General features: G+C 67.5%; 18 protein-coding genes and 1 pseudogene. 10 read left to right on the top strand and 9 right to left on the bottom strand.

Features of this window, described 5'->3' with window-relative positions; genetic code table 11:
* Nucleotides 1-25 precede the first annotated feature (25 nt).
* Both AC5Y2L_RS20860 and AC5Y2L_RS20855 read right to left on the bottom strand, forming a co-directional pair.
* On the bottom strand, nt 26-976 hold the full coding sequence (locus AC5Y2L_RS20860) for a M56 family metallopeptidase (RefSeq protein ID WP_499937737.1): 951 nt from the start codon (nt 974-976) through the stop codon (nt 26-28).
* A 14-nt stretch (nt 977-990) separates the two neighbouring features.
* Nucleotides 991-1,416, bottom strand: a complete 426-nt coding sequence (locus AC5Y2L_RS20855) for a BlaI/MecI/CopY family transcriptional regulator (RefSeq protein ID WP_499937736.1) — start codon at nt 1,414-1,416, stop codon at nt 991-993.
* A 393-nt stretch (nt 1,417-1,809) separates the two neighbouring features.
* Here AC5Y2L_RS20855 and AC5Y2L_RS20850 point away from each other — a divergent pair, with 393 nt between their 5' ends.
* Nucleotides 1,810-2,232, top strand: a complete 423-nt coding sequence (locus AC5Y2L_RS20850) for a PaaI family thioesterase (protein ID WP_499937735.1) — start codon at nt 1,810-1,812, stop codon at nt 2,230-2,232.
* Nucleotides 2,233-2,242: 10 nt separating this feature from the next.
* Here the strand turns inward: AC5Y2L_RS20850 and AC5Y2L_RS20845 are convergent, their stop codons facing one another.
* The 3 genes from AC5Y2L_RS20845 to AC5Y2L_RS20835 form a co-directional block, all read right to left on the bottom strand.
* Entirely contained in the window at nt 2,243-3,634 is a 1,392-nt protein-coding gene (locus AC5Y2L_RS20845) for an NAD(P)/FAD-dependent oxidoreductase (RefSeq protein ID WP_499937733.1), read from the bottom strand.
* Nucleotides 3,635-3,775: 141 nt separating this feature from the next.
* Nucleotides 3,776-4,684 (bottom strand): LLM class F420-dependent oxidoreductase, encoded by a 909-nt coding sequence (locus AC5Y2L_RS20840; RefSeq protein WP_499937731.1) that lies wholly within the window; start codon nt 4,682-4,684, stop codon nt 3,776-3,778.
* Between the two features lie 34 nt (nt 4,685-4,718).
* On the bottom strand, nt 4,719-5,390 hold the full coding sequence (locus AC5Y2L_RS20835; RefSeq protein ID WP_499937729.1) for an SDR family oxidoreductase: 672 nt from the start codon (nt 5,388-5,390) through the stop codon (nt 4,719-4,721).
* A gap of 268 nt (nt 5,391-5,658) precedes the next feature.
* On the opposite strand from AC5Y2L_RS20835, the gene modA reads away from it, so the two are divergent.
* The 7 genes and pseudogenes from modA (at nt 5,659) to AC5Y2L_RS20800 (ending at nt 11,477) form a co-directional block, all read left to right on the top strand.
* Nucleotides 5,659-6,423, top strand: coding sequence for a molybdate ABC transporter substrate-binding protein (gene modA, locus AC5Y2L_RS20830; RefSeq protein WP_499937728.1), 765 nt, complete (start codon nt 5,659-5,661; stop codon nt 6,421-6,423).
* A gap of 9 nt (nt 6,424-6,432) precedes the next feature.
* Nucleotides 6,433-7,227 carry an ABC transporter permease gene (locus AC5Y2L_RS20825; protein WP_499937727.1) on the top strand — a complete coding sequence of 265 codons (795 nt, stop codon included), beginning with the start codon at nt 6,433-6,435 and terminating at the stop codon, nt 7,225-7,227.
* A 6-nt stretch (nt 7,228-7,233) separates the two neighbouring features.
* Entirely contained in the window at nt 7,234-8,376 is a 1,143-nt protein-coding gene (locus AC5Y2L_RS20820) for a sulfate/molybdate ABC transporter ATP-binding protein (protein WP_499937725.1), read from the top strand.
* A gap of 106 nt (nt 8,377-8,482) precedes the next feature.
* On the top strand, nt 8,483-9,616 hold the full coding sequence (locus tag AC5Y2L_RS20815) for an alanine and proline-rich secreted protein Apa (RefSeq protein ID WP_499937723.1): 1,134 nt from the start codon (nt 8,483-8,485) through the stop codon (nt 9,614-9,616).
* Between the two features lie 84 nt (nt 9,617-9,700).
* A complete protein-coding gene (locus AC5Y2L_RS20810) occupies nt 9,701-9,979 on the top strand; it encodes a GlsB/YeaQ/YmgE family stress response membrane protein (RefSeq protein ID WP_499937721.1) in 279 nt (92 codons plus the stop codon).
* A 124-nt stretch (nt 9,980-10,103) separates the two neighbouring features.
* Nucleotides 10,104-10,396, top strand: a pseudogene (locus tag AC5Y2L_RS20805) (GlsB/YeaQ/YmgE family stress response membrane protein).
* 79 nt (nt 10,397-10,475) lie between these two features.
* Complete coding sequence (locus AC5Y2L_RS20800) at nt 10,476-11,477, top strand: zinc-binding alcohol dehydrogenase family protein (protein WP_499937835.1); 1,002 nt, start codon at nt 10,476-10,478, stop codon at nt 11,475-11,477.
* Between the two features lie 9 nt (nt 11,478-11,486).
* Here AC5Y2L_RS20800 and AC5Y2L_RS20795 read toward each other — a convergent pair whose 3' ends face one another.
* From AC5Y2L_RS20795 to AC5Y2L_RS20780, 4 genes are read right to left on the bottom strand one after another with little or no spacing between them, the layout of a single operon-like run.
* Entirely contained in the window at nt 11,487-12,233 is a 747-nt protein-coding gene (locus AC5Y2L_RS20795) for a CPBP family intramembrane glutamic endopeptidase (protein WP_499937720.1), read from the bottom strand.
* Nucleotides 12,234-12,265: 32 nt separating this feature from the next.
* A complete protein-coding gene (locus AC5Y2L_RS20790) occupies nt 12,266-12,931 on the bottom strand; it encodes an MOSC domain-containing protein (RefSeq protein ID WP_499937833.1) in 666 nt (221 codons plus the stop codon).
* A gap of 58 nt (nt 12,932-12,989) precedes the next feature.
* Nucleotides 12,990-15,383, bottom strand: a complete 2,394-nt coding sequence (locus AC5Y2L_RS20785; RefSeq protein WP_499937718.1) for a phosphoketolase family protein — start codon at nt 15,381-15,383, stop codon at nt 12,990-12,992.
* Nucleotides 15,384-15,429: 46 nt separating this feature from the next.
* Nucleotides 15,430-16,278 carry an SDR family oxidoreductase gene (locus tag AC5Y2L_RS20780; RefSeq protein WP_499937716.1) on the bottom strand — a complete coding sequence of 283 codons (849 nt, stop codon included), beginning with the start codon at nt 16,276-16,278 and terminating at the stop codon, nt 15,430-15,432.
* Between the two features lie 134 nt (nt 16,279-16,412).
* On the opposite strand from AC5Y2L_RS20780, the gene AC5Y2L_RS20775 reads away from it, so the two are divergent.
* Nucleotides 16,413-17,894, top strand: coding sequence for an acetyl-CoA acetyltransferase (locus AC5Y2L_RS20775; RefSeq protein WP_499937714.1), 1,482 nt, complete (start codon nt 16,413-16,415; stop codon nt 17,892-17,894).
* A 97-nt stretch (nt 17,895-17,991) separates the two neighbouring features.
* The gene (locus AC5Y2L_RS20770) at nt 17,992-20,091 is read left to right on the top strand and encodes an NAD-dependent epimerase/dehydratase family protein (protein WP_499937712.1); all 2,100 of its coding nucleotides are present in this window, start codon (nt 17,992-17,994) and stop codon (nt 20,089-20,091) included.

Raw genomic sequence — 20,091 nt, 5'->3', positions numbered from 1 at the left:
CAACGTGTTTGCCGGGACATCGGCCCTAGGCCGCGAACAGGCGCTGCAGCTCGGTCAGCCACGGCACCGCCAGCGCGACGGTGGGCACTACCAGGACCGCCGCCGCCGCCAGGTACGCGGCGATGGACAGCGCCAGGCTGTTGCCCCGCCCGGAGAGCCGGCGCACCCGCAGGACCGTGCTGGGACCACCGGCGGCCAGCGCACCCGACGGCGCCCGGCCCGACGCGCAGGCGACCAGCGCCCGGGCCAGGGGAGTGCGTCCGGCCGCGCGCACGGCGGCGTCGTCGGCCAGCAATTCGGCCAGCAGTCGCACCGAGTCGAGTGCCGTCGAGCTGCGGACCAGCCGCGGGAACGCGGCGTGCACCGCGGTGAACGCTTCCAGAACCAGGTCGTGACGGGCGCGCAGATGCGCACGCTCGTGGGTGAGGATGGCCGCCATCTCCGCGCTGTTGAGCGTGTTCAGCGCCCCTTCGGTGACCACAACGCGGCTGCGTACGCCGGGCAGACAGTAGGCGAGTGGTTGGGAGACGTCCAGGACGCGCAGGTCGCGGGTGCGGGCGCACGGTTGGTTGAGGGCCGCATCGTGCCCCACCCCGACCAGGTCGACCACCATCCGATGGTGGGCCCTGCGCCGCCGGGTGGCGATCGCCACGCGCACCACTGCGACCATCAATCGCACTCCGACCAGCACGGTCAGCGCAAAGACGGCGATGTACGCCGCCCACAACGGCCAGCCCAACCGGGCCTCGGCGCCGAGGATGCTGGCCGTCGGCCGTCCGTCGGGACCGGGCATCAAGAGGCGGGTGGCGATCGCGATGCCGGCGCTGAATGCCGAAAGCACCGCCGCCAGGGCGATCGCCTGCCACAGCACCATGGCGGCTCGTGGAGCGCGCAGCGGCCACTTGGAGCGGGCTACCAGGGCCGGTGTCGGACCGACCAGCAGCACCGCAAGGATGGTGAAGGCCAGCGCTGACACGCTGCTAGTCTCCCTCAGTCCTCCGCCGTCACGCCAGAGGATGGCCCAGATGGCATGGTGCGTTGGTTTGCTTCCAGTTCCGCGAGCGCGCGACGAAGCGCGTCGGCCTCGTCGGCGCCGACCCGCTCGACGAAGTGCACGAGCGCGGCTTGTCTGTCTCCGGAGTCCTCGGCCTGGGCCAGCGCGTCGACCATCAGCCCGGCGACCAGCTCGTCGCGACCGTGCACGGGTGCGTACCGGTGCGCCCGGTCGTCGCGGATCTGGGAGACCAGATTCTTCTTGGCCAACCGTTGCAGCACCGTCATCACGGTGGTGTAGGCGAGGTCACGTCGCGCGGACAGCGCTTCGTGCACCTGGCGAACGGTTTGGGGCTCCGGGGTGGACCACAAATGATCCATGACCGTGCGTTCCAGGTCACCCAGCCGAGTCAGCTTGGCCATAGTTCGTTCATTCTCCATCAGACGTCCAATAAGCCTACTCCCGCTTACTACCGGTCGTCGTATGCGAAGCCGGTTGATCGCCTCGCATGAGACCGTTGACCCGCTTGAGGCACTGGTAAACCGACTATTACGGATGAAGATGTGACCCTCGTAACACCCACCACGCGTTCCCGCAGCTGGCGAGACTCGTTTCCCAAACCCTTGCGAAATTAGGGCAGCCTTCCCTATGCTGAATGCCGTCGAGCGAACAATGACCGCGGCAGAGTCCTGAGGGCTGCAGTGACCCCCGGTCTACTCGATCGGCGGGCCCCGTGCCTTGGTTGCACGGGGCCTTGCCTGTTGCGGGAGCTGATCCGGCCCCCACCGAACTCCGTCCGGCCATGGTGTAGACACGTGAACGTGTCGTCCGACGTGACCCTCCCGGAGAACTTCACCGCGCCGTTCGATGCGGTGTTGGGACTGCAGTTCACCGAGCTCACCCCCGACAGCGCCCGCGCGCAGCTCGAGGTCACACCCAAACTGCTACAGCCGATGGGCTTGGTCCATGGCGGCGTTTACTGCTCGATGATCGAGAGCATGGCCAGCGTGGCCGCCTTCACCTGGCTCAATTCGGCGCAGAACGGCGGCGGAAACGTGGTGGGTGTCAACAACAACACGGATTTCTTGCGGTCCATCGGCTCGGGCATGGTGTACGGGGCAGCCGAACCGATCCATCGGGGCCGGCGCCAACAGCTGTGGTTGGTCACCATCAGCGACGACAGTGACCGGACGGTGGCCCGCGGTCAGGTTCGGCTGCAGAACCTCGAGCCGCGCTGACGAGCGTCGGTCAGCTGGCGACCTTGGTGGCGGTCGCCGCGCCGTGCGCCTCGGCGGCCAGCTCGGCCAGCTGTTCGAGGCGTGTTCTGGCGAAAGCCTGCTGCTCGGTGATGGTCAGCTGACCGCGGCGAGTGCTCAGGAAGGTCACCGTCCAGGACAGCAGCGTGGTGATCTTGGTCTTGAATCCGATCAGGTACACCAGGTGCAGGACCAGCCAGATCAGCCAGGCGAGGAAGCCGCTGAACTCCAGCGGGCCGATCTTGGCCACCGCGGAGAACCGCGAAACCGTGGCCATCGAACCCTTGTCGAAGTACTGGAAGGGCTCACGCTGGGTGGGGTCGGCGCCGGCCAGCTCGGCCTTGATGGTGGTCGCGACGTACTTGGCGCCCTGAATCGCACCCTGCGCGACCCCGGGGACGCCTTCCACGGCGGCCATATCGCCGACCACGAAGACGTTGGGGTAGCCGGGAATGGACAGGTCGGGCAGTACCTGAACCCGGCCGGCCCGGTCGAGTTCCACCGCGGACTGCTCGGCGAGGTCGCGGCCCAGCCGGCTGGCCTGGACCCCGGCGGACCACACCTTGCAGGCCGACTCGATGCGCCGTTCGGTGCCGTCGGAATCCCGGACGGTGATGCCGTTGCGGTCCACGTCGGTGACCATGGCGCCCAGCTGGATCTCCACGCCCATCTTCTCCAGCCGCGCGGCGGCCCGCTGACCCAGCTTTTCACCCATCGGCGGCAACACGGCGGGAGCAGCGTCCAGCAGGATGACCCGCGCCTTCGTCGAATCGATGTGCCGAAACGCGCCCTTCAACGTGTGTTCGGCCAATTCGGCTATCTGCCCGGCCATTTCGACACCGGTCGGTCCCGCCCCGACGACGGTGAAGGTCAACAGCTTCTTGCGTCGTTCCGGATCGTTTGACCGTTCCGCCTGTTCGAAGGCGCTCAAGATGCGCCCGCGCAGCTCCAGGGCGTCGTCGATCGATTTCATGCCGGGCGCGAACTCGGCGAAGTGGTCGTTGCCGAAGTAGGACTGGCCGGCGCCGGCGGCGACGATCAGGGTGTCGTAGGGGGTTTCGTAGGTGTGGCCGAGCAACTCGGAGATGACGCGCTGGTTGGCCAGGTCGATATGGGTCACGTTGCCCAGCAGCACCTGGACGTTGCGCTGCTTGCGCAGCACCACCCGGGTGGGCGGGGCGATTTCCCCTTCCGAGATGATCCCGGTGGCCACCTGGTACAGCAACGGCTGGAACAGGTGGTGCGTGGTGCGCGCGATGAGCTTGATGTCGACGTCGGCGCGCTTGAGTTTCTTTGCCGCGTTGAGCCCGCCGAAGCCTGACCCGATGATCACGACCTGATGCCGACGGTTAGGAGCAGCTGGGACTTCTTGCTGGGCACTCATATTCGGCTGCTCCTGACGGGGCTCCATCGGCGTTTTGCTGCAGTTAGCTACTCCGCAGCCAAGGGTAGTCAAGCCGGCGTCGTGATACCCACGCCCCAGCCTGTGTAATCAGCCACAGACCGCCCGCCCGAGTGCGCTCCGCTACATCCCGAACAGCGGGCGCAGCGCCTCGGCAACGGTGGTGATGACGCCGGGGACATGCCCGTTGGGAATGTTGACGATCGCCCCGCCGACGCCGACGTCGAGGATTCGCGCCTGTACCTGATCGGCGATCTGAGCCGGGCTACCGGCCACCAAGCGGGGGTTGGGCTTCTCGGGATCGAATTTCCCGTCCAGCACCACCGTCAGCATCAGGCTGGTATCGAGTGTCGCCGGGTCTCGGCCGGCCTCGTCGCAGCGTGCCTTGATCGCGTCTACCTTGCGCGGCAGTTCGTCGAGTCCGGCGATGATGTTGAGGTGGTCGGCGCGACGGGCGGCGATCGCGAACGTCTTCTTCTCGCCGCCACCACCGATCATGATCGGGATGCGGTCGCGGTATCGCGGCTCTGCCGTCGCCGACTCGGTGTGGTACCAGTTTCCGGAGAAGGTGGGCCGCTCGCCCTTGATCATCGGGATCAAGATCTGCAGCGCCTCGTCGAGCCGCTGGAACCGGTCGGTGAATGTGCCGAATTCGAAGCCGAGCTGGCGGTGTTCGAGCTCGTACCATCCGGCGCCGATGCCCAGGATCGCGCGGCCGCCGCTCACCACGTCCAACGTCGTGATGATCTTGGCCAGCAGGGTCGGGTTGCGGTAGGTGTTGCCGGTGACCAACGTGCCCAGTTGCACACGTTCGGTCGCGGTGGCCAGCGCGCCCAAGGCGGTGTACGCCTCGAGCATCGGTGCGTCCGGCGGGCCCAGCATGGGCAGTTGATAGAAGTGGTCCATCACGAAAAGCGAGTCGTAGCCGGCTTGTTCGGCTTCTTGAGCCTGCGCGATGACCGTCGGGAATAGCTTCTCCACGCCAGTGCCGTAGGAGAAGTTGGGAATTTGAAATCCAAGCCTGATCGCCACGGTGTCAACCGTAGCTTCGATCAGGCTTTTGGGCTCAGGCGAATTGAGCCAGCGCGCCGTGGCTGACGTGCAGCGTCTGGCCGGTGATGTGGCGAGCCGCGGACGTCGTGAGGAACCGCGCCAGCCGAGCGATCTCCGCGGCGACGGACGGCGGGGTGTGCGAGAGGCCGTCGTACCCCGGCTGGACGCTGCGCCCGCATGCGACGGCGTTGACGGTGATGCCACGGGTGCCATAAACCTCTGCCTGCCCGGCAACCCAGCTGGCCAGCGTCGCCTTGATCGCGGCATCCACGCTGCCCGGCGGCGGGTTTTCCGGCACCACGCTGATGATGGAGCCACCGGAGCGCAGGTGGTCGCCGACGGTCTGCACCGTCAGCACCGCCGAGAGCACGACGGCATCCAGCGCGTGGCGCCAGGCGTTGGCGGTGTCCGCCAACGAATAGGTGCGCGGATCGCCCGCTTCCCAGCGGGGTGCGGGCACATTGACGATGGTGTCCAGGTGATGCGGGAACAGCCCGCGCACCTCGGCGAGGCTGCTGTGGTCCATGGTGTCGCAGACGATCGCGTCCACGTCTAGTTCTTTGGCGACGACCTCGAGGTCGCCACGGCGCGCGCCGACGAGGACCACTCTGTGGCCGTCCTCGCGAAAGCCTTCGGCGACTACCCGCCCTAGATCGGTGTCGCCTCCGGTGACCAGCACCTCCACTGCCGTGACCTCCTTGTGTTCAACGTTGAACCCAGGCCCTCGGCTATTGCTTCGGCGAATGTGGTTCCGACGGCGGCCGGCCGCCTGGACCAGAGCGCCCCTGGAACTGCATTGCCTGGGATCTCAGCGTGTTGTGCGTCGACTCCGGCCAATGTTACTGGACAGTAGCTCTTTGGCGAAACTCCCCACCCTGGCGACGCGCGGGCGAATTGCATAACTATTCGGTGGTCAGTCCTGGCACCGGATAGATGGGAGATAGGTTTGGCCAATGCGTCCGATCGGGGTCCTGGCCGGATTGGTGTCGACGGTGCTGGTGGCCGGTTTGCTGGCATGCGGCGCGAAGTCGCAGTCCTCGGTCATGGTGTTTGCGGCGGCGTCGCTGAAGCCCGCGTTCACCCAGCTCGGGCAGCAGTTCAAAACCGACAATCCGGGCAACAGCGTCGAATTCGACTTCGCCGGCTCTTCGGAGCTGGCGACCCGCTTGACGCAAGGCGCGACCGCCGACGTTTTCGCATCGGCCGACACCGCGCAGATGGACAAGGTCGCCAAGAACGGGTTGCTGAGCGGCGATCCGCGCGACTTCGCGTCCAACACCTTGGTCATCGTCACCGCACCGGACAACCCGCAACGGGTCAGCTCCTTCGCCGATCTGGCCAAGCCGGGTCTGCGCGTGGTGATCTGCCAGCAGCCGGTGCCCTGCGGGGCGGCCACCCGTCGCATCGAAGGCTCCACCGGGGTGCGCCTTGATCCGGTCAGCGAGGAACTCAGCGTGACCGATGTGCTCAACAAGGTGACCACCGGACAGGCCGACGCCGGGCTGGTCTACGTCACCGACGCACGCAGCGCCACGGGCAAGGTCGCGACCGTCAACTTCGCCGAGGCGGCCGGGGCGATCAACATCTATCCGATCGCACTGCTCAAGAAGGCGCCCCAACCCGCACTGGCCCAGAAGTTCCTCGCCATGGTGACCTCCGAGGCGGGCCAGAAAGTGTTGGCCCAGTTCGGCTTTCAGAAACCGCAAGCCAAGCCCTGACGGTCAGCCATGCACCGGCCGACGGATCTGCCCCGGTGGGTATACCTGCCCGCCGCCGCCGGGACCGGGTTCGTGCTGCTGCCGCTGCTGGCGGTCGCGATCAAGGTTGACTGGCTGCACTTCTGGTCTTTGATCACCAGCACGTCGTCTGCGACGGCGCTGTACCTGAGCCTCAAGACCGCCGCCGCAAGCACGGTGCTCTGCGTGCTGCTGGGCGTGCCGATGGCCCTGGTGCTGGCGCGGGGCAACGCGCGGGTGGTGCGGCTACTGCGTCCGCTGATCCTGCTGCCCCTGGTGCTGCCCCCGGTGGTCGGCGGCATTGCGTTGCTCTACGCATTCGGCCGGTTCGGTCTGCTCGGGCAGTACCTCGAAGCTGCGGGTATCAGCATCGCCTTCAGCACGACGGCGGTGGTGTTGGCACAGACGTTCGTCTCATTGCCGTTTCTGGTGATTTCGCTCGAGGGGGCCGCCCGTACGGCTGGCGCGGACTACGAGGTGGTGGCGGCGACGCTGGGAGCACGGCCCAGCACGGTGTGGTGGCGGGTCACCCTGCCGCTGCTGCTTCCGGGCATGGCCTCCGGAGCGGTGCTGGCGTTTGCCCGCTCGCTCGGCGAGTTCGGCGCAACGCTGACGTTCGCCGGGTCCCGCCAGGGTGTCACTCGCACCCTGCCGCTGGAGATCTACCTGCAGCGCGTGACGGATGCCGACGCCGCGGTGGCATTGTCCATGCTGCTCGTGGTGGTGGCGGGCGTGGTGGTGCTGGGTCTGGGAACCCGTCGGCTGACCGGGACCGACGCGAGGTAGCGGCAGATGAGCGAATTGCAGCTTCGTGCCGTCGTGGCAGAGCGCCGGCTGGATGTGTCCTTCTCGGTGGCCAAAGGTGAGGTGCTGGCCGTGCTCGGCCCCAACGGCGCGGGCAAGTCCACCGTCCTGCACGTGATTGCCGGGCTGGTTCGCCCCGACATGGGCCTGGTGCGCCTCGGGGAGCGGGTGCTGACCGACACCGAGGCCGGGGTCAACGTGTCAACGCACGACCGCCGGGTCGGGCTGCTGCTGCAGAAACCGTTGCTGTTTCCCCACCTGAGCGTGGCGGCCAATGTGGCCTTCGGACCGCGCAGCCGCGACGGCATATTCCGGATGTTCGGCTTGGGGCGCGCGCGGCAGCACGCGTGGAAAGCGCTGCGGTGGCTAGGTGAAGTGGACGCCGAGCAGTTCGCCGACCGCAAGCCGCGACAGCTGTCCGGCGGTCAGGCGCAGCGGGTCGCGATCGCGCGGGCGTTGGCGGCCGAGCCCGAGGTGCTCCTGCTCGACGAGCCGCTGAACAGCCTCGACGTTGCCGCGGCAGCGGCCATCCGAGCGGTGCTGCGTACCGTCGTAAGCCAAAGCCACTGCCCGGTAGTCCTGGTGACTCACGACTTGCTGGATGTATTGACACTGGCCGACCGGGTGCTGGTGCTCGAGTGCGGCCAAATCGCCGAGATCGGCCCGGTCGCCGAGGTACTGGCCAGGCCGCGCAGCCACTTCGGGGCCCGCGTGGCGGGTGTCAACCTGGTGAACGGCACGGTCGGTCCCGACGGCTCGCTGCGCGCCCGATCCGGCGTACGCCTCTATGGCAACCCGACTCCCTTGCCCGACAGGCGATTCGAGGAGCTCACCGACGGCCAAAACGCCATAGCGGTGTTCCCGCCGACCGCGGTAGCGGTGTATCCAGACCGACCCCACGGCAGCCCGCGCAATGCCGTCGAAGTGACCGTGGCAGAACTGGACGCCCGCGGATCCGCCGTGTTGGTGCGCGGTCAGGAGCAGCCCGACGGCGCACCGGGGCTGGCCGCCGAAATCACCGCCGACGCCGCCGCGGAGCTGCGATTGACGCCGGGCCAGCGGGTGTGGTTCAGCATCAAAGCTCACGAGGTGACGTTGCATGCCGCTCCGGGTGGGCCCGCCCATCGATAGGGCGTCGCTCCGTCGCAGATTGCGTATTGGCAACTTCGGGAAAACCGCGCCGCAACGTCAGTGGTGGTTCCTTGCGTCACAGCCGTAACACGGTAGGTTCGTCGCCATGGATCAGGTGGACCAGAACACGACACGTCGCAAAGGGCTGTGGGCGGCCCTGGCAATCGCCACGGTGAGCAGCGCCAGCGCCATCACCATCGCATTGCCCGCGGTCTCGAACGCCGACCCGGAGCCCCCACCATCGCCCCCGGCAAGCCCGACCGCCCCGCCCCCGGCGAGCCCGACCGCCGCGCCCCCGGCGAACCCCGGTACGCCCCCAGCGAATCCGGGCACGACGCCCGTGCCGGAGGGCCAGCCCGCGCCGACCGAGCCCACCCCGGCAGCCGACCCGAACGCCGGCCGGATCGAAAACGCCGTCGGCGGCTTCAGCTTCGTGCTGCCGCCAGGCTGGGTCGAGTCCGACGCTTCCCACCTCGACTACGGTTCGGCACTGCTGAGCAAGACCATCGGGCAGCCGCCCTCCCCAGGACAGCCGCCGCCAGTAGCCAACGACACCCGCATCGTGCTGGGGCGACTGGATCAAAAGCTGTACGCCAGCGCCGAGGCCACCAACCCCAAGGCCGCAGTCCGGCTGGGCTCCGATATGGGTGAGTTCTTCATGCCCTACCCCGGCACCCGGATCAACCAGGAAACCGTTCCGCTCAACGCCAATGGGGTAACCGGCAGCGCGTCGTACTACGAGGTCAAATTCGCCGACCCGGCGAAGCCCAATGGCCAGATCTGGACCGGCGTCATCGGATCGCCGGCAGCCAACACGTCCAACGCTGCGCCGCCCCAACGGTGGTTCGTGGTGTGGCTGGGGACGGCGAATGACCCGGTGGACAAGAACGCTGCCAAGGCGCTGACCGAGTCGATCCGGCCCCTGGGAGCGCCTGCGGCGGCTCCGCCCGCAGCACCTGCACCGGCGGCACCGGCACCGGCAGCTCCCGCCCCGGCAGCTCCGGCTCCCGCAGCGCCCGCACCAGCGGCACCGGCACCGGCAGCACCTGCACCGGCAGCACCGGCTCCCGCAGCACCTGCACCGGCGGCACCGGCTCCCGCCGCGCCGGGCGCTCCTCCGGCCGAGTCGCCGACGCCGGCGCCGGGTGCACCGGCGTCGCCCTCGCAGGCGCCCGCCCCGGCTCCCGCCGGCGAGGTCACTGCTCCTCAGCCACCCGCGCAGCGAACACTGCCGGCCTGACGAACGCTTGGTAGCGGATTGACGTGACCTGCAACGGGTATACCTTCGGAGTCTTTTTCGTCAGTCAACCCGAAGGAGCTCGTCGTGGTCTGGCACGTCATTTGGATGATCATCCTGGGTCTCATCGTCGGCCTGATTGCACGAGCCATCGTGCCCGGCAGGCAGGCGATGGGCTGGATCGCAACCGCGTTGCTCGGCATCGTCGGGGGGTATGTCGGCGGCACGCTGGGAAGCCTGGTCTTTCCCCCGCACGAGTTCAAGCTCACGCCTCCGATCCACCATTCGTTCTGGGGCGCGCTGGTCGGCGCAGTGATCCTGTTGCTCATCTACAAGGCCGTCACGTCCCGCACCAGAACCTTGTAGACCTCAGCACAGGTAGTCGCGAGAGTGCGCAAATGCGCGCCGACTTCGGCGCGCCGCCGTACAAATGCGCGCCGTCGCGCTGCCGGACTTGTCAACTTGGCCGGCGATCGCAAGGAGACCGCGCATGAACGCAACGACCCACTACTTGGCCTTGGCGCCCCCAACGGCAGTGAGTTGGGTCGCTTACATCATCATCGGCGGGATCGCTGGCTGGTCGCGGGCAAGATAGTCAAGGGCGGCGGCGCGGGCATTCTGTTGAACATCGTCATCGGCGTCGTCGGCGGATTCATCGGAGGAATGCTGCTCAACTGGCTGCATGTCGATGTCGAGCACGGGCGCAAGTGGTTTACCTTTTTCACTGCGCTGCTGGGCTCGGTCATTCTGCTCTCGATCGTCGGCATGGTGCGCAGACGTTAGTCGCTTAATGTGTTGGGGCTGTAGCGGTTCGACGGAGCGGCCAGATAGCTGCATCATGATTTAGGTGACCACGACGACGATGAGCGCGTGGCAGGTGCGTCGGCCCGGCCCGATGGACACCCACCCACTCGAGCAGGTAACCGCTCCGCTACCACGTCCGGGCCCGTCCGAGTTGCTGGTCGCGGTCCGCGCGTGTGGGGTGTGCCGCACCGACCTGCACGTCGCCGAGGGCGATCTGCCGGTGCATCGCGAGCGGGTGACCCCCGGCCATGAAGTGGTGGGGGAGGTGGTCGAGCTGGGCGCTGAAGCCGGCGACGACTTCAGCGTGGGAGATCGGGTGGGCATCGCCTGGTTGCGCCACACCTGTGGAGATTGCAAGTACTGTCGGCGCGGCGACGAGAACCTGTGCCCGGAGTCCCGCTATACCGGCTGGGACGCCGACGGCGGATACGCTGAATTCGCCACGGTCCCAGCGTCTTTCGCCCATCACCTACCGAGCGGCTACAGCGACAGCGAGCTGGCGCCGTTGTTGTGCGCCGGCATTATCGGGTACCGCTCGTTGCTGCGCGCCGAACTGCCGCCCGGCGGCCGGCTGGGTATCTACGGCTTCGGCGGCAGCGCCCATATCACCGCGCAGGTCGCGTTGGCGCAAGGCGCCGAGGTTCACGTGATGACCCGCGGGGCCGCCGCGCGCGAGCTCGCGCTGAAGCTGGGCGCGACGTCGGCCCAAGGCGCCGCCGATCCGCCACCGGTGCCGCTGGATGCCGCGATTCTGTTCGCTCCGGTCGGAGATCTGGTGCTGCCCGCGATGCAGGCACTCGATCGCGGCGGCACCCTGGCGATCGCGGGGATCCACCTGTCCGACATTCCGGCCCTGAACTATCAGCATCACCTGTTTCAGGAGCGCCAGATCCGGTCGGTCACATCCAACACCCGGGCCGACGCACGGGCATTCCTCGACTTCGCCGGGCAGCATCACATCGAGGTCACCACGCCGGAATACCCGCTCGCACAAGCCGATCAGGCGCTGACCGACCTCAGCTCCGGGCGCATCGCCGGGGCGGCGGTGTTGATGGTGTAACAGCCTGACTCAGGTAGACAGGTGCCAGACCAGCGCCGCCGCCAAAGCGCCGATGCCGTTCAGCGACCAATGCAGCGCGATCGGCGCAATCAGGCTCCCGCTGCGCCGTCGCAACCAGCTGAAGACGAATCCGGCAGCGCCCGTAGCGATTACGGCCAACGTCACCCCCGCCAGCATGCCCATGATTCCGCCGCCGAACAGCCGGGTGAAGCCCACGTTGCTGCTCGTCAAACCCAGCGACGTGGCGACATGCCACAGACCGAACAGCAGCGAGCCCAGCACCGCCACGCCGCGAAATCCCCAGGCCCGGTTCAGCGCGCCATGCAGTACACCGCGAAACGCCAGTTCCTCCGGGATCACCGTCTGCAGCGGAATGATGACCATCGACGCAATCAGCGCGCCCGAAATCGTCGCGTAGTGGTGGTTCATGAACAACGGCCGAGTCATCGGCAACAGCACTCCGACGGCGATCACCGACAGCACGACTGTCACGGCGGCCAACGCGTAACCCAAGCCTGATCTCCAGTGCCCTCGTCCCAGGCCGAGTTCGGCCCAGTCCAGACCCCGCCACCGAACCAGGGCCACCAAGCCGAGCGCGGCCGCAGGGACCGTGGCGACGCTCGCCCACGGTGTGGTGCAGTGCGCGACCAGGTTCGTCAGAACCAGCACCAGCACCACAACGGCGATGTCGACGTGGAGCCGGAGCCGGTTCGGCTGCGGCAGAGCCGGGGCTTGTTGCAGGACATGATCAGGCATTGCGGTGAAGTTTACCCGCGGGCGGCTCGGGTTCAGCTTTCGTTGGGCGCAAGGCGACGCCGCGCATAGGCCTTGAGCTCGGCGGATAGCGCGTCGGCCAGCAGCAGCTGCGGAAGCAGTTCGGGTTCCGACATGCGGGCGCGAAAGACCAATCCGATGGTCACATCGTGATCGGGCCGGTGGACGACGGTGATCATGTCGCCGGCACGCACCGTTCCTGGCTCGATCACCCGCAAGTAGGCGCCAGGCTTCCCGGCCTGGGTGAACGTTTTGATCCAGTGGTTCAAATTCAGGAAGGCGACGAACGTCCGGCACGGCGTCCGGGGCGCCGAGACTTCCAGCAGCAGTCCGTCGGTGCCGACCCGCCAGCGTTCACCGATCCGCGCTCCGGTGACGTCGACGCCCACGGTGGTCAAATTCTCACCGAAGTTTCCGTGCGCGAGCGTGCGCTCGAGGGTGGTTTCCCAGGCGTCGAGGTCTTCGCGGGCGTATGCGTAGACGGCCTGGTCGTCTCCGCCATGATATTTCGGGTTGCCGATGGTGTCGCCGACGAGTCCGCTGCCCAGGCCACCGTGCATCGGGCCGGGGTCGCGGACCGTGACCGGTTCGGTGACCGGGCGTTTGTCGATCCCGGTGACCTTCGACATGGCGCGCGGGTCGGGGTTTTCCCGAGCCCGGGCCACGTTGACCGACAACACCTTTGCCACCGTCACTCGCTCGACTCCCAGGTCCGATGGGTCGTCTCGCTCCCGTCACTCACTTCGTTCCGTTCCGCTCGCTCGACTCCCAGGTCCACCCTGCTATCTGCGGGTCGTCTTCACCATGCTCACGGGTGTAACGTCGCGCCGCCAGCCTTGCGTCGGCCATGCGCTGACGCAATACGGCGGCCCGGCTGCCCAGCCCGTCCACCCGGTCGATGACGTCCATCACGAGATGGAATCGGTCGAGGTCGTTGAGCATCACCATGTCGAACGGCGTCGTCGTCGTACCCCGCTCTTTGAACCCACGGACGTGGATGTGCGCATGATTGCTGCGGCTGTAGGTGAGCCGGTGGATCAGCCAGGGGTAGCCGTGGTAGGCGAAGATCACCGGCTTGTCGGTGGTGAACAACGCATCAAATTCCCTGTCCGGCAACCCATGTGGATGCTCGGACTGCGGCTGCAGACGCATCAGGTCGACGACGTTGATCACCCGCACCTGCAGCTCGGGCAGTTCCCGTCGCAGGATGTCGGCGGCCGCAAGCGTCTCCAGTGTTGGGATGTCCCCGGCGCAGGCCAGCACCACGTCGGGCTCCTCCGTGGCGGTGCTGGCCCATGGCCAGATGCCCAGTCCCCGGGTGCAGTGCGCAATCGCGTCGTCCATCGGCAGGTAGGCCAGCGCGGGTTGCTTGCCGGCGACGATCACGTTGACGTAATCGCGGCTGCGCAGGCAGTGGTCGGCCACGGACAGCAGTGTGTTGCCGTCCGGCGGCAGATAGACCCGCACAATTTCGGCGCGCTTGTTGGCGACCAGGTCGATGAAGCCGGGATCCTGATGGGACGCGCCGTTGTGGTCCTGACGCCACACGTGCGAGCTCAGCAGGTAGTTCAGCGACGCGATCGGCCGCCGCCAGGGCAGCTCGAGGCAGGTGGACAACCATTTCGCGTGCTGGTTGAACATCGAGTCGACGATGTGCACGAACGCCTCGTAGCAGTTGAACAGCCCGTGGCGGCCGGTCAGCAGATAGCCCTCCAGCCAGCCCTGGCACAGGTGCTCGGACAGCACCTCCATCACCCGGCCGTCGGGGGAGAGATGATCATCGTCCGGTCCGGTCTCCGAGAGCCACACCTTGCCCGTCGACTCGAACACCGCCGACAGCCGGTTGGAGGCCGTCTCGTCGGGACCCATCAGCCGGAAGTTGTCGGGGTTGCGGGTGATGACGTCGCGCAGGAAAGCCCCCAGCACGCGGGTGGCCTCGTGGGTGGTGGCGGCCGGTTCCGGCACGTCTACCGCATAGGCGCGGAAATCCGGCAGGTCCAGGTCGCGCAGCAACAGGCCGCCATTGGCGTGCGGGTTGGCGCTCATCCGCCGATCACCGCTTGGCGCAGCGTCTTTCAGCTCGGGCCGCAGCGTGCCGTGCTCGTCGAACAACTCCTCGGGGCGGTAACTGCGCAGCCACTCTTCCAGTTGCGCACGGTGTTTGGGGTTTTCGTGCGTCTCGGCCAGCGGGACCTGGTGCGAGCGCCAGGTGCCTTCGACCCGCTGGCCGTCCACCTCTTTCGGCCCGGTCCAGCCCTTCGGCGTGCGCAGCACGATCATCGGCCACACCGGCCGCGCGGTCTCACCCGAGCCACGTGCCGCCGCCTGAATGGCCGCGATGTCGTCGAACGCGTCGTCCAAGGCGGCGGCCAGCTGCTGATGGACGTCAGCTGGCTGATCTCCGGCGACCACGATGGGCCGGTAACCATACCCGCGCAACAGCGCTTCGAGTTCGGGGTGCGGGATGCGGGCCAGCACGGTCGGGTTGGCGATCTTGTACCCGTTGAGGTGCAGGATCGGCAACACCGCCCCGTCGACGGCCGGGTTGAGGAACTTGTTCGAGTGCCAGCCGGCGGCCAGCGGTCCGGTCTCAGCCTCGCCGTCACCGACCACGCAGGCGACCACGAGATCGGGGTTGTCGAAAGCCGCGCCGTAGGCATGCACCAGCGCGTATCCGAGTTCACCGCCCTCGTGGATGGACCCCGGTGTCTGGGCGGCGACGTGGCTGGGAATGCCGCCGGGGAAGGAGAACTGGCGGAACAGTCGCCGCATGCCGTCGGTGTTCTCGCCGATCCCGGTGTACACCTCGCTGTAGGTGCCTTCGAGATAGGCGTTGGCGACCAGCCCGGGGCCGCCGTGACCGGGGCCGGTGACATAGATGACGTTGGCGTCGCGGTCGCGAATGATCCGGTTCAGGTGCGCATAAATGAGATTGAGCCCGGGCGTCGTGCCCCAATGTCCCAGCAGCCGGGGTTTGACGTGCTCGGCCGATAGCGGCTCGGTCAGCAGCGGGTTGTCCAGCAGGTAGATCTGGCCGACCGAAAGATAGTTGGCCGCGCGCCAATACGCGTCGATCAGGGCCAGTTGGTCGTCGGAAAGGACAGGTGCGATGGCAGGGCTTTCTGGGCTCATTTGCCCGATTGTTCCGTGCGCCGGTAAACGCCTTGGTCAGCGATGCTCACTCTTCGCCGCGAGCCCGGGCTTCGTAGGCTTTGCGCTTCTCGACGTCGACGTCATCGGTGAAGACATGCTCGCCGCCGAGGATGCGGTTGAGTCCTTCGCGAACCACGCGCGGCATGAAGTACTGCGACGCGACCATCGCGCCGGCCGCCCTGGTGACCCGCACGCGCGGTTTCGGGCGGGCAATGAGCCCGACGATCGCGTCGGCGATTTCTGCGGGCTCGGCGTTCCGGAAGCCCCGGGCGCCGTGGGTGCCCGAGATCAGTTCGGTGTTGACGAACGACGGCGACACCATCGAGAACTTAATTCCGGCCTTGCGGTACTCCAGCCGCGCCGAGTCGGTGAACGCGACGACGGCGTGCTTGCTGGCGCAGTAGGTGGCCAGCCCCGCAGCGTAGATCTCCCCGGCCAGCGAAGCGACGTTGATGACGTGCCCTCGTCCGCGGGGGATCATCCGCTGCACCGCCAGCTTGCTGCCCAGGATCACGCCAAAGACGTTGATGTCCAGAATGCGACGGGTGACCGTGTCCGGCTCGTCGACGATCCGGCCCACCGGCATGATGCCGGCGTTGTTGACCAGCACATCGATCGGGCCGAGTTGACGCTCTACCTGGTCCAGGAAGTCGGAGAACGAATCCCGGTCGGTGACATCGAGTTTGCCGTAAACGTCGAGGCCAAGCGCGGCGCCGGACTCTTTCACCGTCGCCTCGTCGATGTCGCCAATCGCAACCTTGGCGCCCAGCTTGTGCAGCGCGGTTGCGGTGGCCAATCCGATGCCCCGGGCGCCGCCGGTGATCACCACCACCTTGTCGCGAACCTTGAGACCGACGGATGCGGTGTCAGCCATTTTCGTCCCCTTCAGCGTCTTGACAGGTGTCAACTGGCGGTCGCCTAAGCACAGCACGCAAGCCCGGGCTGCGCAATAACCGCGCGCGAGGTCGTCCATCCGGCTCGATCGGCGGGCTGCGATAGGTTCGATGGATGCCAGTTGACCCCAACACGCCGGTGTTGATCGGCTACGGCCAGGTCAACCACCGCGAGCCGATCGACCCTGCGAGCCGATCCATCGAGCCGGTCGACCTGATGGCCGCGGCGGCCCAGCAAGCGGGTGAGCCCCATGTTCTGCAGGCCGTGGACTCGATTCGCGTGGTCAACATCCTGTCGGCGCAATACCGGGATCCCGGCCTGTTGCTGGGCCAACGGATCGGCGCCGGCGACTTCACCACGCTGTACAGCCCGGTCGGTGGCAATGTGCCGCAGTCGCTGGTCAACCAGGCGTGCCTGGACATCCAGCGCGGACGCGCCGGCGTGGTGCTGCTGGCCGGCGCCGAAACCTGGCGCACCCGCAGGGGGCTGCGGGCCAAAGGCGCCAAACTGATCTGGACGGATCAGGACCGATCGGTGCCGATGGCCGAGGTGGCCGGCGAAGACGTACCGATGGCCGGCGATGCCGAGATCCGGATCAGGCTGGACCGCCCTGCCTACGTATATCCGCTATTCGAGCAGGCGCTGCGAATCGCCAACGGCGAGTCGGCCGGCGATCACCTCCGGCGCATCAGCGAGCTCTGGGCGCGCTTCAACGCCGCCGCGGTAGACAATCCGAACGCCTGGATCCAAAAGCCGGTGACCGCCGAGGAGATCGCGCTGCCCGGCCCGCAGAACCGGATGATCAGCTGGCCCTACACCAAGTTGATGAACTCCAACAACATGGTCGACCAGGGCTCCGCACTCATCCTGGCGTCGGCCGAACAGGCGCAGCGCCTGCAGATCCCGGTTGACCGCTGGGTCTTCCCGCAGGCCGGCACTGACGCGCACGACACCTCGGCGATCGCCGAGCGTGCCGAGCTGCATCGGTCGCCGGCCATCCGGATAGCCGGCACGCGGGTCCTCGAGCTGGCCGGCCTGTCGGTCGACGACGTCGACTACGTCGACCTGTACTCGTGTTTTCCCTCCGCGGTCCAGGTCGCGGCCAACGAACTCGGCCTCAGCATCGACGATCCCGCCCGCCCGCTGACCGTCACCGGCGGCCTGACCTTCGCCGGCGGCCCGTGGAGCAACTACGTGACGCATTCCATCGCCACCATGGCCGAGCTGCTGGTCTCGAATCCCGGTCGGCGTGGGCTGATCACGGCCAACGGCGGCTACTTGACCAAGCACAGCTTCGGCGTCTACGCCACCGAGCCGCCGGATGAATTCCGTTGGGAGAACGTGCAATCGGCGGTGGATCGGGAACCGGTCCGGCAGGAGTTGACGGAATGGGAGGGCGTCGGCACCGTCGAAGCCTGGACCACGCCGTTCGACCGGGACGGAAAACCGGAGAAGATCTTCCTGGCGGTCCGCACGCCTGACGACGCGCGCACACTGGCCGTGATCGCCGATCCGGCGGCCGCTGAAATGTCGGTTCGCGAGGATATCGCCGGCACCAAGGTCACAGTCCAGGCCGACGGCACAGCAACGCTGTGACCCTTTCGGTGGCACCAGCGAATTTTGACGCGACGGCAAAACCGACTCCAATCGGGGCAAGATGCCTATTGTCGAGTTGTCGGGAGGTGAGTAACGCGTGCGGATCCTGCTAACCGGTGCCACCGGCGCAGTCGGCCGCCTGGTGGCACGCCACCTGGTGGCGGCCGGGCACACGGTCAGCGGCATCGCGCAGCGTTCGCATGAATATTTGCCCGCACAGGTCGACCTCGTCCGCGCCCCGCTCAGTAGCCCGGTCTTGCACGACCTGGCCGAGGATGCCGACGCGGTGATTCATCTGGCGCCGATGGACGGCAGCGCTCCCGGAGGCGAAGGCATCAACGGCGTTGCGCATGTCACCCATGCCGCTGCCCGTGCCGGTGCCCGGCTGGTCTTCGTCTCGCAAGCCGCCGGAGAGCCCGAGTTGTACCGGCCGGCCGAGTCGCTGGTCGCCACGAGTTGGGCACCGAGCCTGGTCGTCCGCATCGCTCCGCCCGTGGGCCGCCAGCTCGACTGGATGGTGTGCCGTACGGTGGCCACGTTGCTGCGTGCCAAGGTCACCGAGCGGCCCATGCGGGTACTGCACCTCGACGATCTGGCCCGGTTTCTGGTTGCGGCGGTCGGCACCGACCGCACCGGGATCGTCGACCTGGCCACCCCGGACACGGTCAACGTGGTCACTGCCTGGCGGCTGCTGCGATCGATCGATCCGCGCTCGCGGGTGCCCCGAATCCGCGGCTGGGCGGAACTCTTCCCGCAGATGGATCTGGCTGCGGTGCAAGAAGATTGGCGGTTCGAGTTCGGCTGGCACGCCAGCGAGGCCGTGGTGGACACCGGGCGGGGACTGGTGGGGCGCCGCCTCGATGCGGGCGGCGCTACTTTCCAGGCGGGCCAACTCGCGCTTCCGGTGGAACCGCTGCCGCGACTCGCGCCGCCGGACCGCTTGCAACCCGCAATGCCTGAAGGGCTGGAGGGTGAGTTCGACGACCGCATCGACCCGCGGTTCCCGGTGTTCAGCGCTACCAGCCTGGCCGAGGCGCTGCCGGGACCGTTGACCCCGATCACGCTGGACGTCCAACTCGGCGGGCTGCGTGCGGCGAGCGGGGTGATGGGTCAGGTCCTGGCACTGGGCGGCGTCGTCGGTGACGAATGGGGGAGCAGGGCCATCGCGGTGTTCGGCCACCGCCCCTATGTCGGTGTCTCGGCCAATGTCGTCGCCGCCACCCAGCTGCCCGGCTGGGACCAGCAAACCGTCACCCAGCGGTTCCTGGGTGAGCAGGAGCAGGACACCCAGCTGCTGCCGTACGGCCGCCCACAACTGGCGGGTGGGCCGCTGGGTCCGGTCGCCAAAGCGGTCGTCACGGCACGGTCGCTGGCCCTGTTGCGCCATCTGCGGTCCGACACGCAGGCTTACAGCGCCGCCGCGACGGCGGAGCACCTCGATGCGCGACGGCTGGCCTCACTGCCCGAGGCCGGCCTGCAGGTGCGCATCCCGTTGTTGCGGGATCGGATTCACCAGGGTTGGATCCTGACCGCGCTGTGGGTGATTGACAGCGGTCTGACTGCCGCGGCGCTGCAGCACACCAGCGCCGGCGGCCATCTATCCGGGGTGAGCACGATCATGGAAAGCGGCCGGGTGGCCGCCGAGATCGCGACGTTGGCCGAGGTGTTGCGGCCCGAGCCGCAGCTGCTTGCGCTGGCCCGCAGCGGCGACATCGACGGCGTGCGGGTGTTATTTCCCAATGCCGCGAGCGCCCTCGATACGGCCCTCACCCGGATCGGCCACCGCGGACGCGGCGAAGCCGAACTGGCGCAACCGACGTTCGGCGACGACCCGGCGACGCTGCTGATGGCCGCCGCCGAAGTCGCTGACCAGCCCGCCGAGCCGGCGCCGCCCGCGACCTTGGCCCGACGGCTGGCCGACAACGCCCGCGACTCGCGAGAACTGGCCCACGACACCACCTTGCGGTTCACCCACGAGCTGCGGATGGCCTTGCGCGAGCTGGGATCTCGGCGGGTGGCGGCCGACCTGATCGACGTCGTCGACGACGTGTACTACTTGACCTGCGACGAGGTAGTCACCATGCCGGCCGACGCACGCTTGCGGATCAAACGCCGGCGCGCCGAGCGGGAGCGCTTGCAGGTCCAGCGCCCACCCGAGGTGATCCACGGGCCATGGACGCCGGTCGACGAAACCTGA

The sequence above is a fragment of the Mycobacterium sp. NGS66 genome (assembly GCF_059812225.1).
Note: the sequence above shows the minus strand (reverse complement) of the source record. Positions and strands in the feature narration are given on the sequence as shown.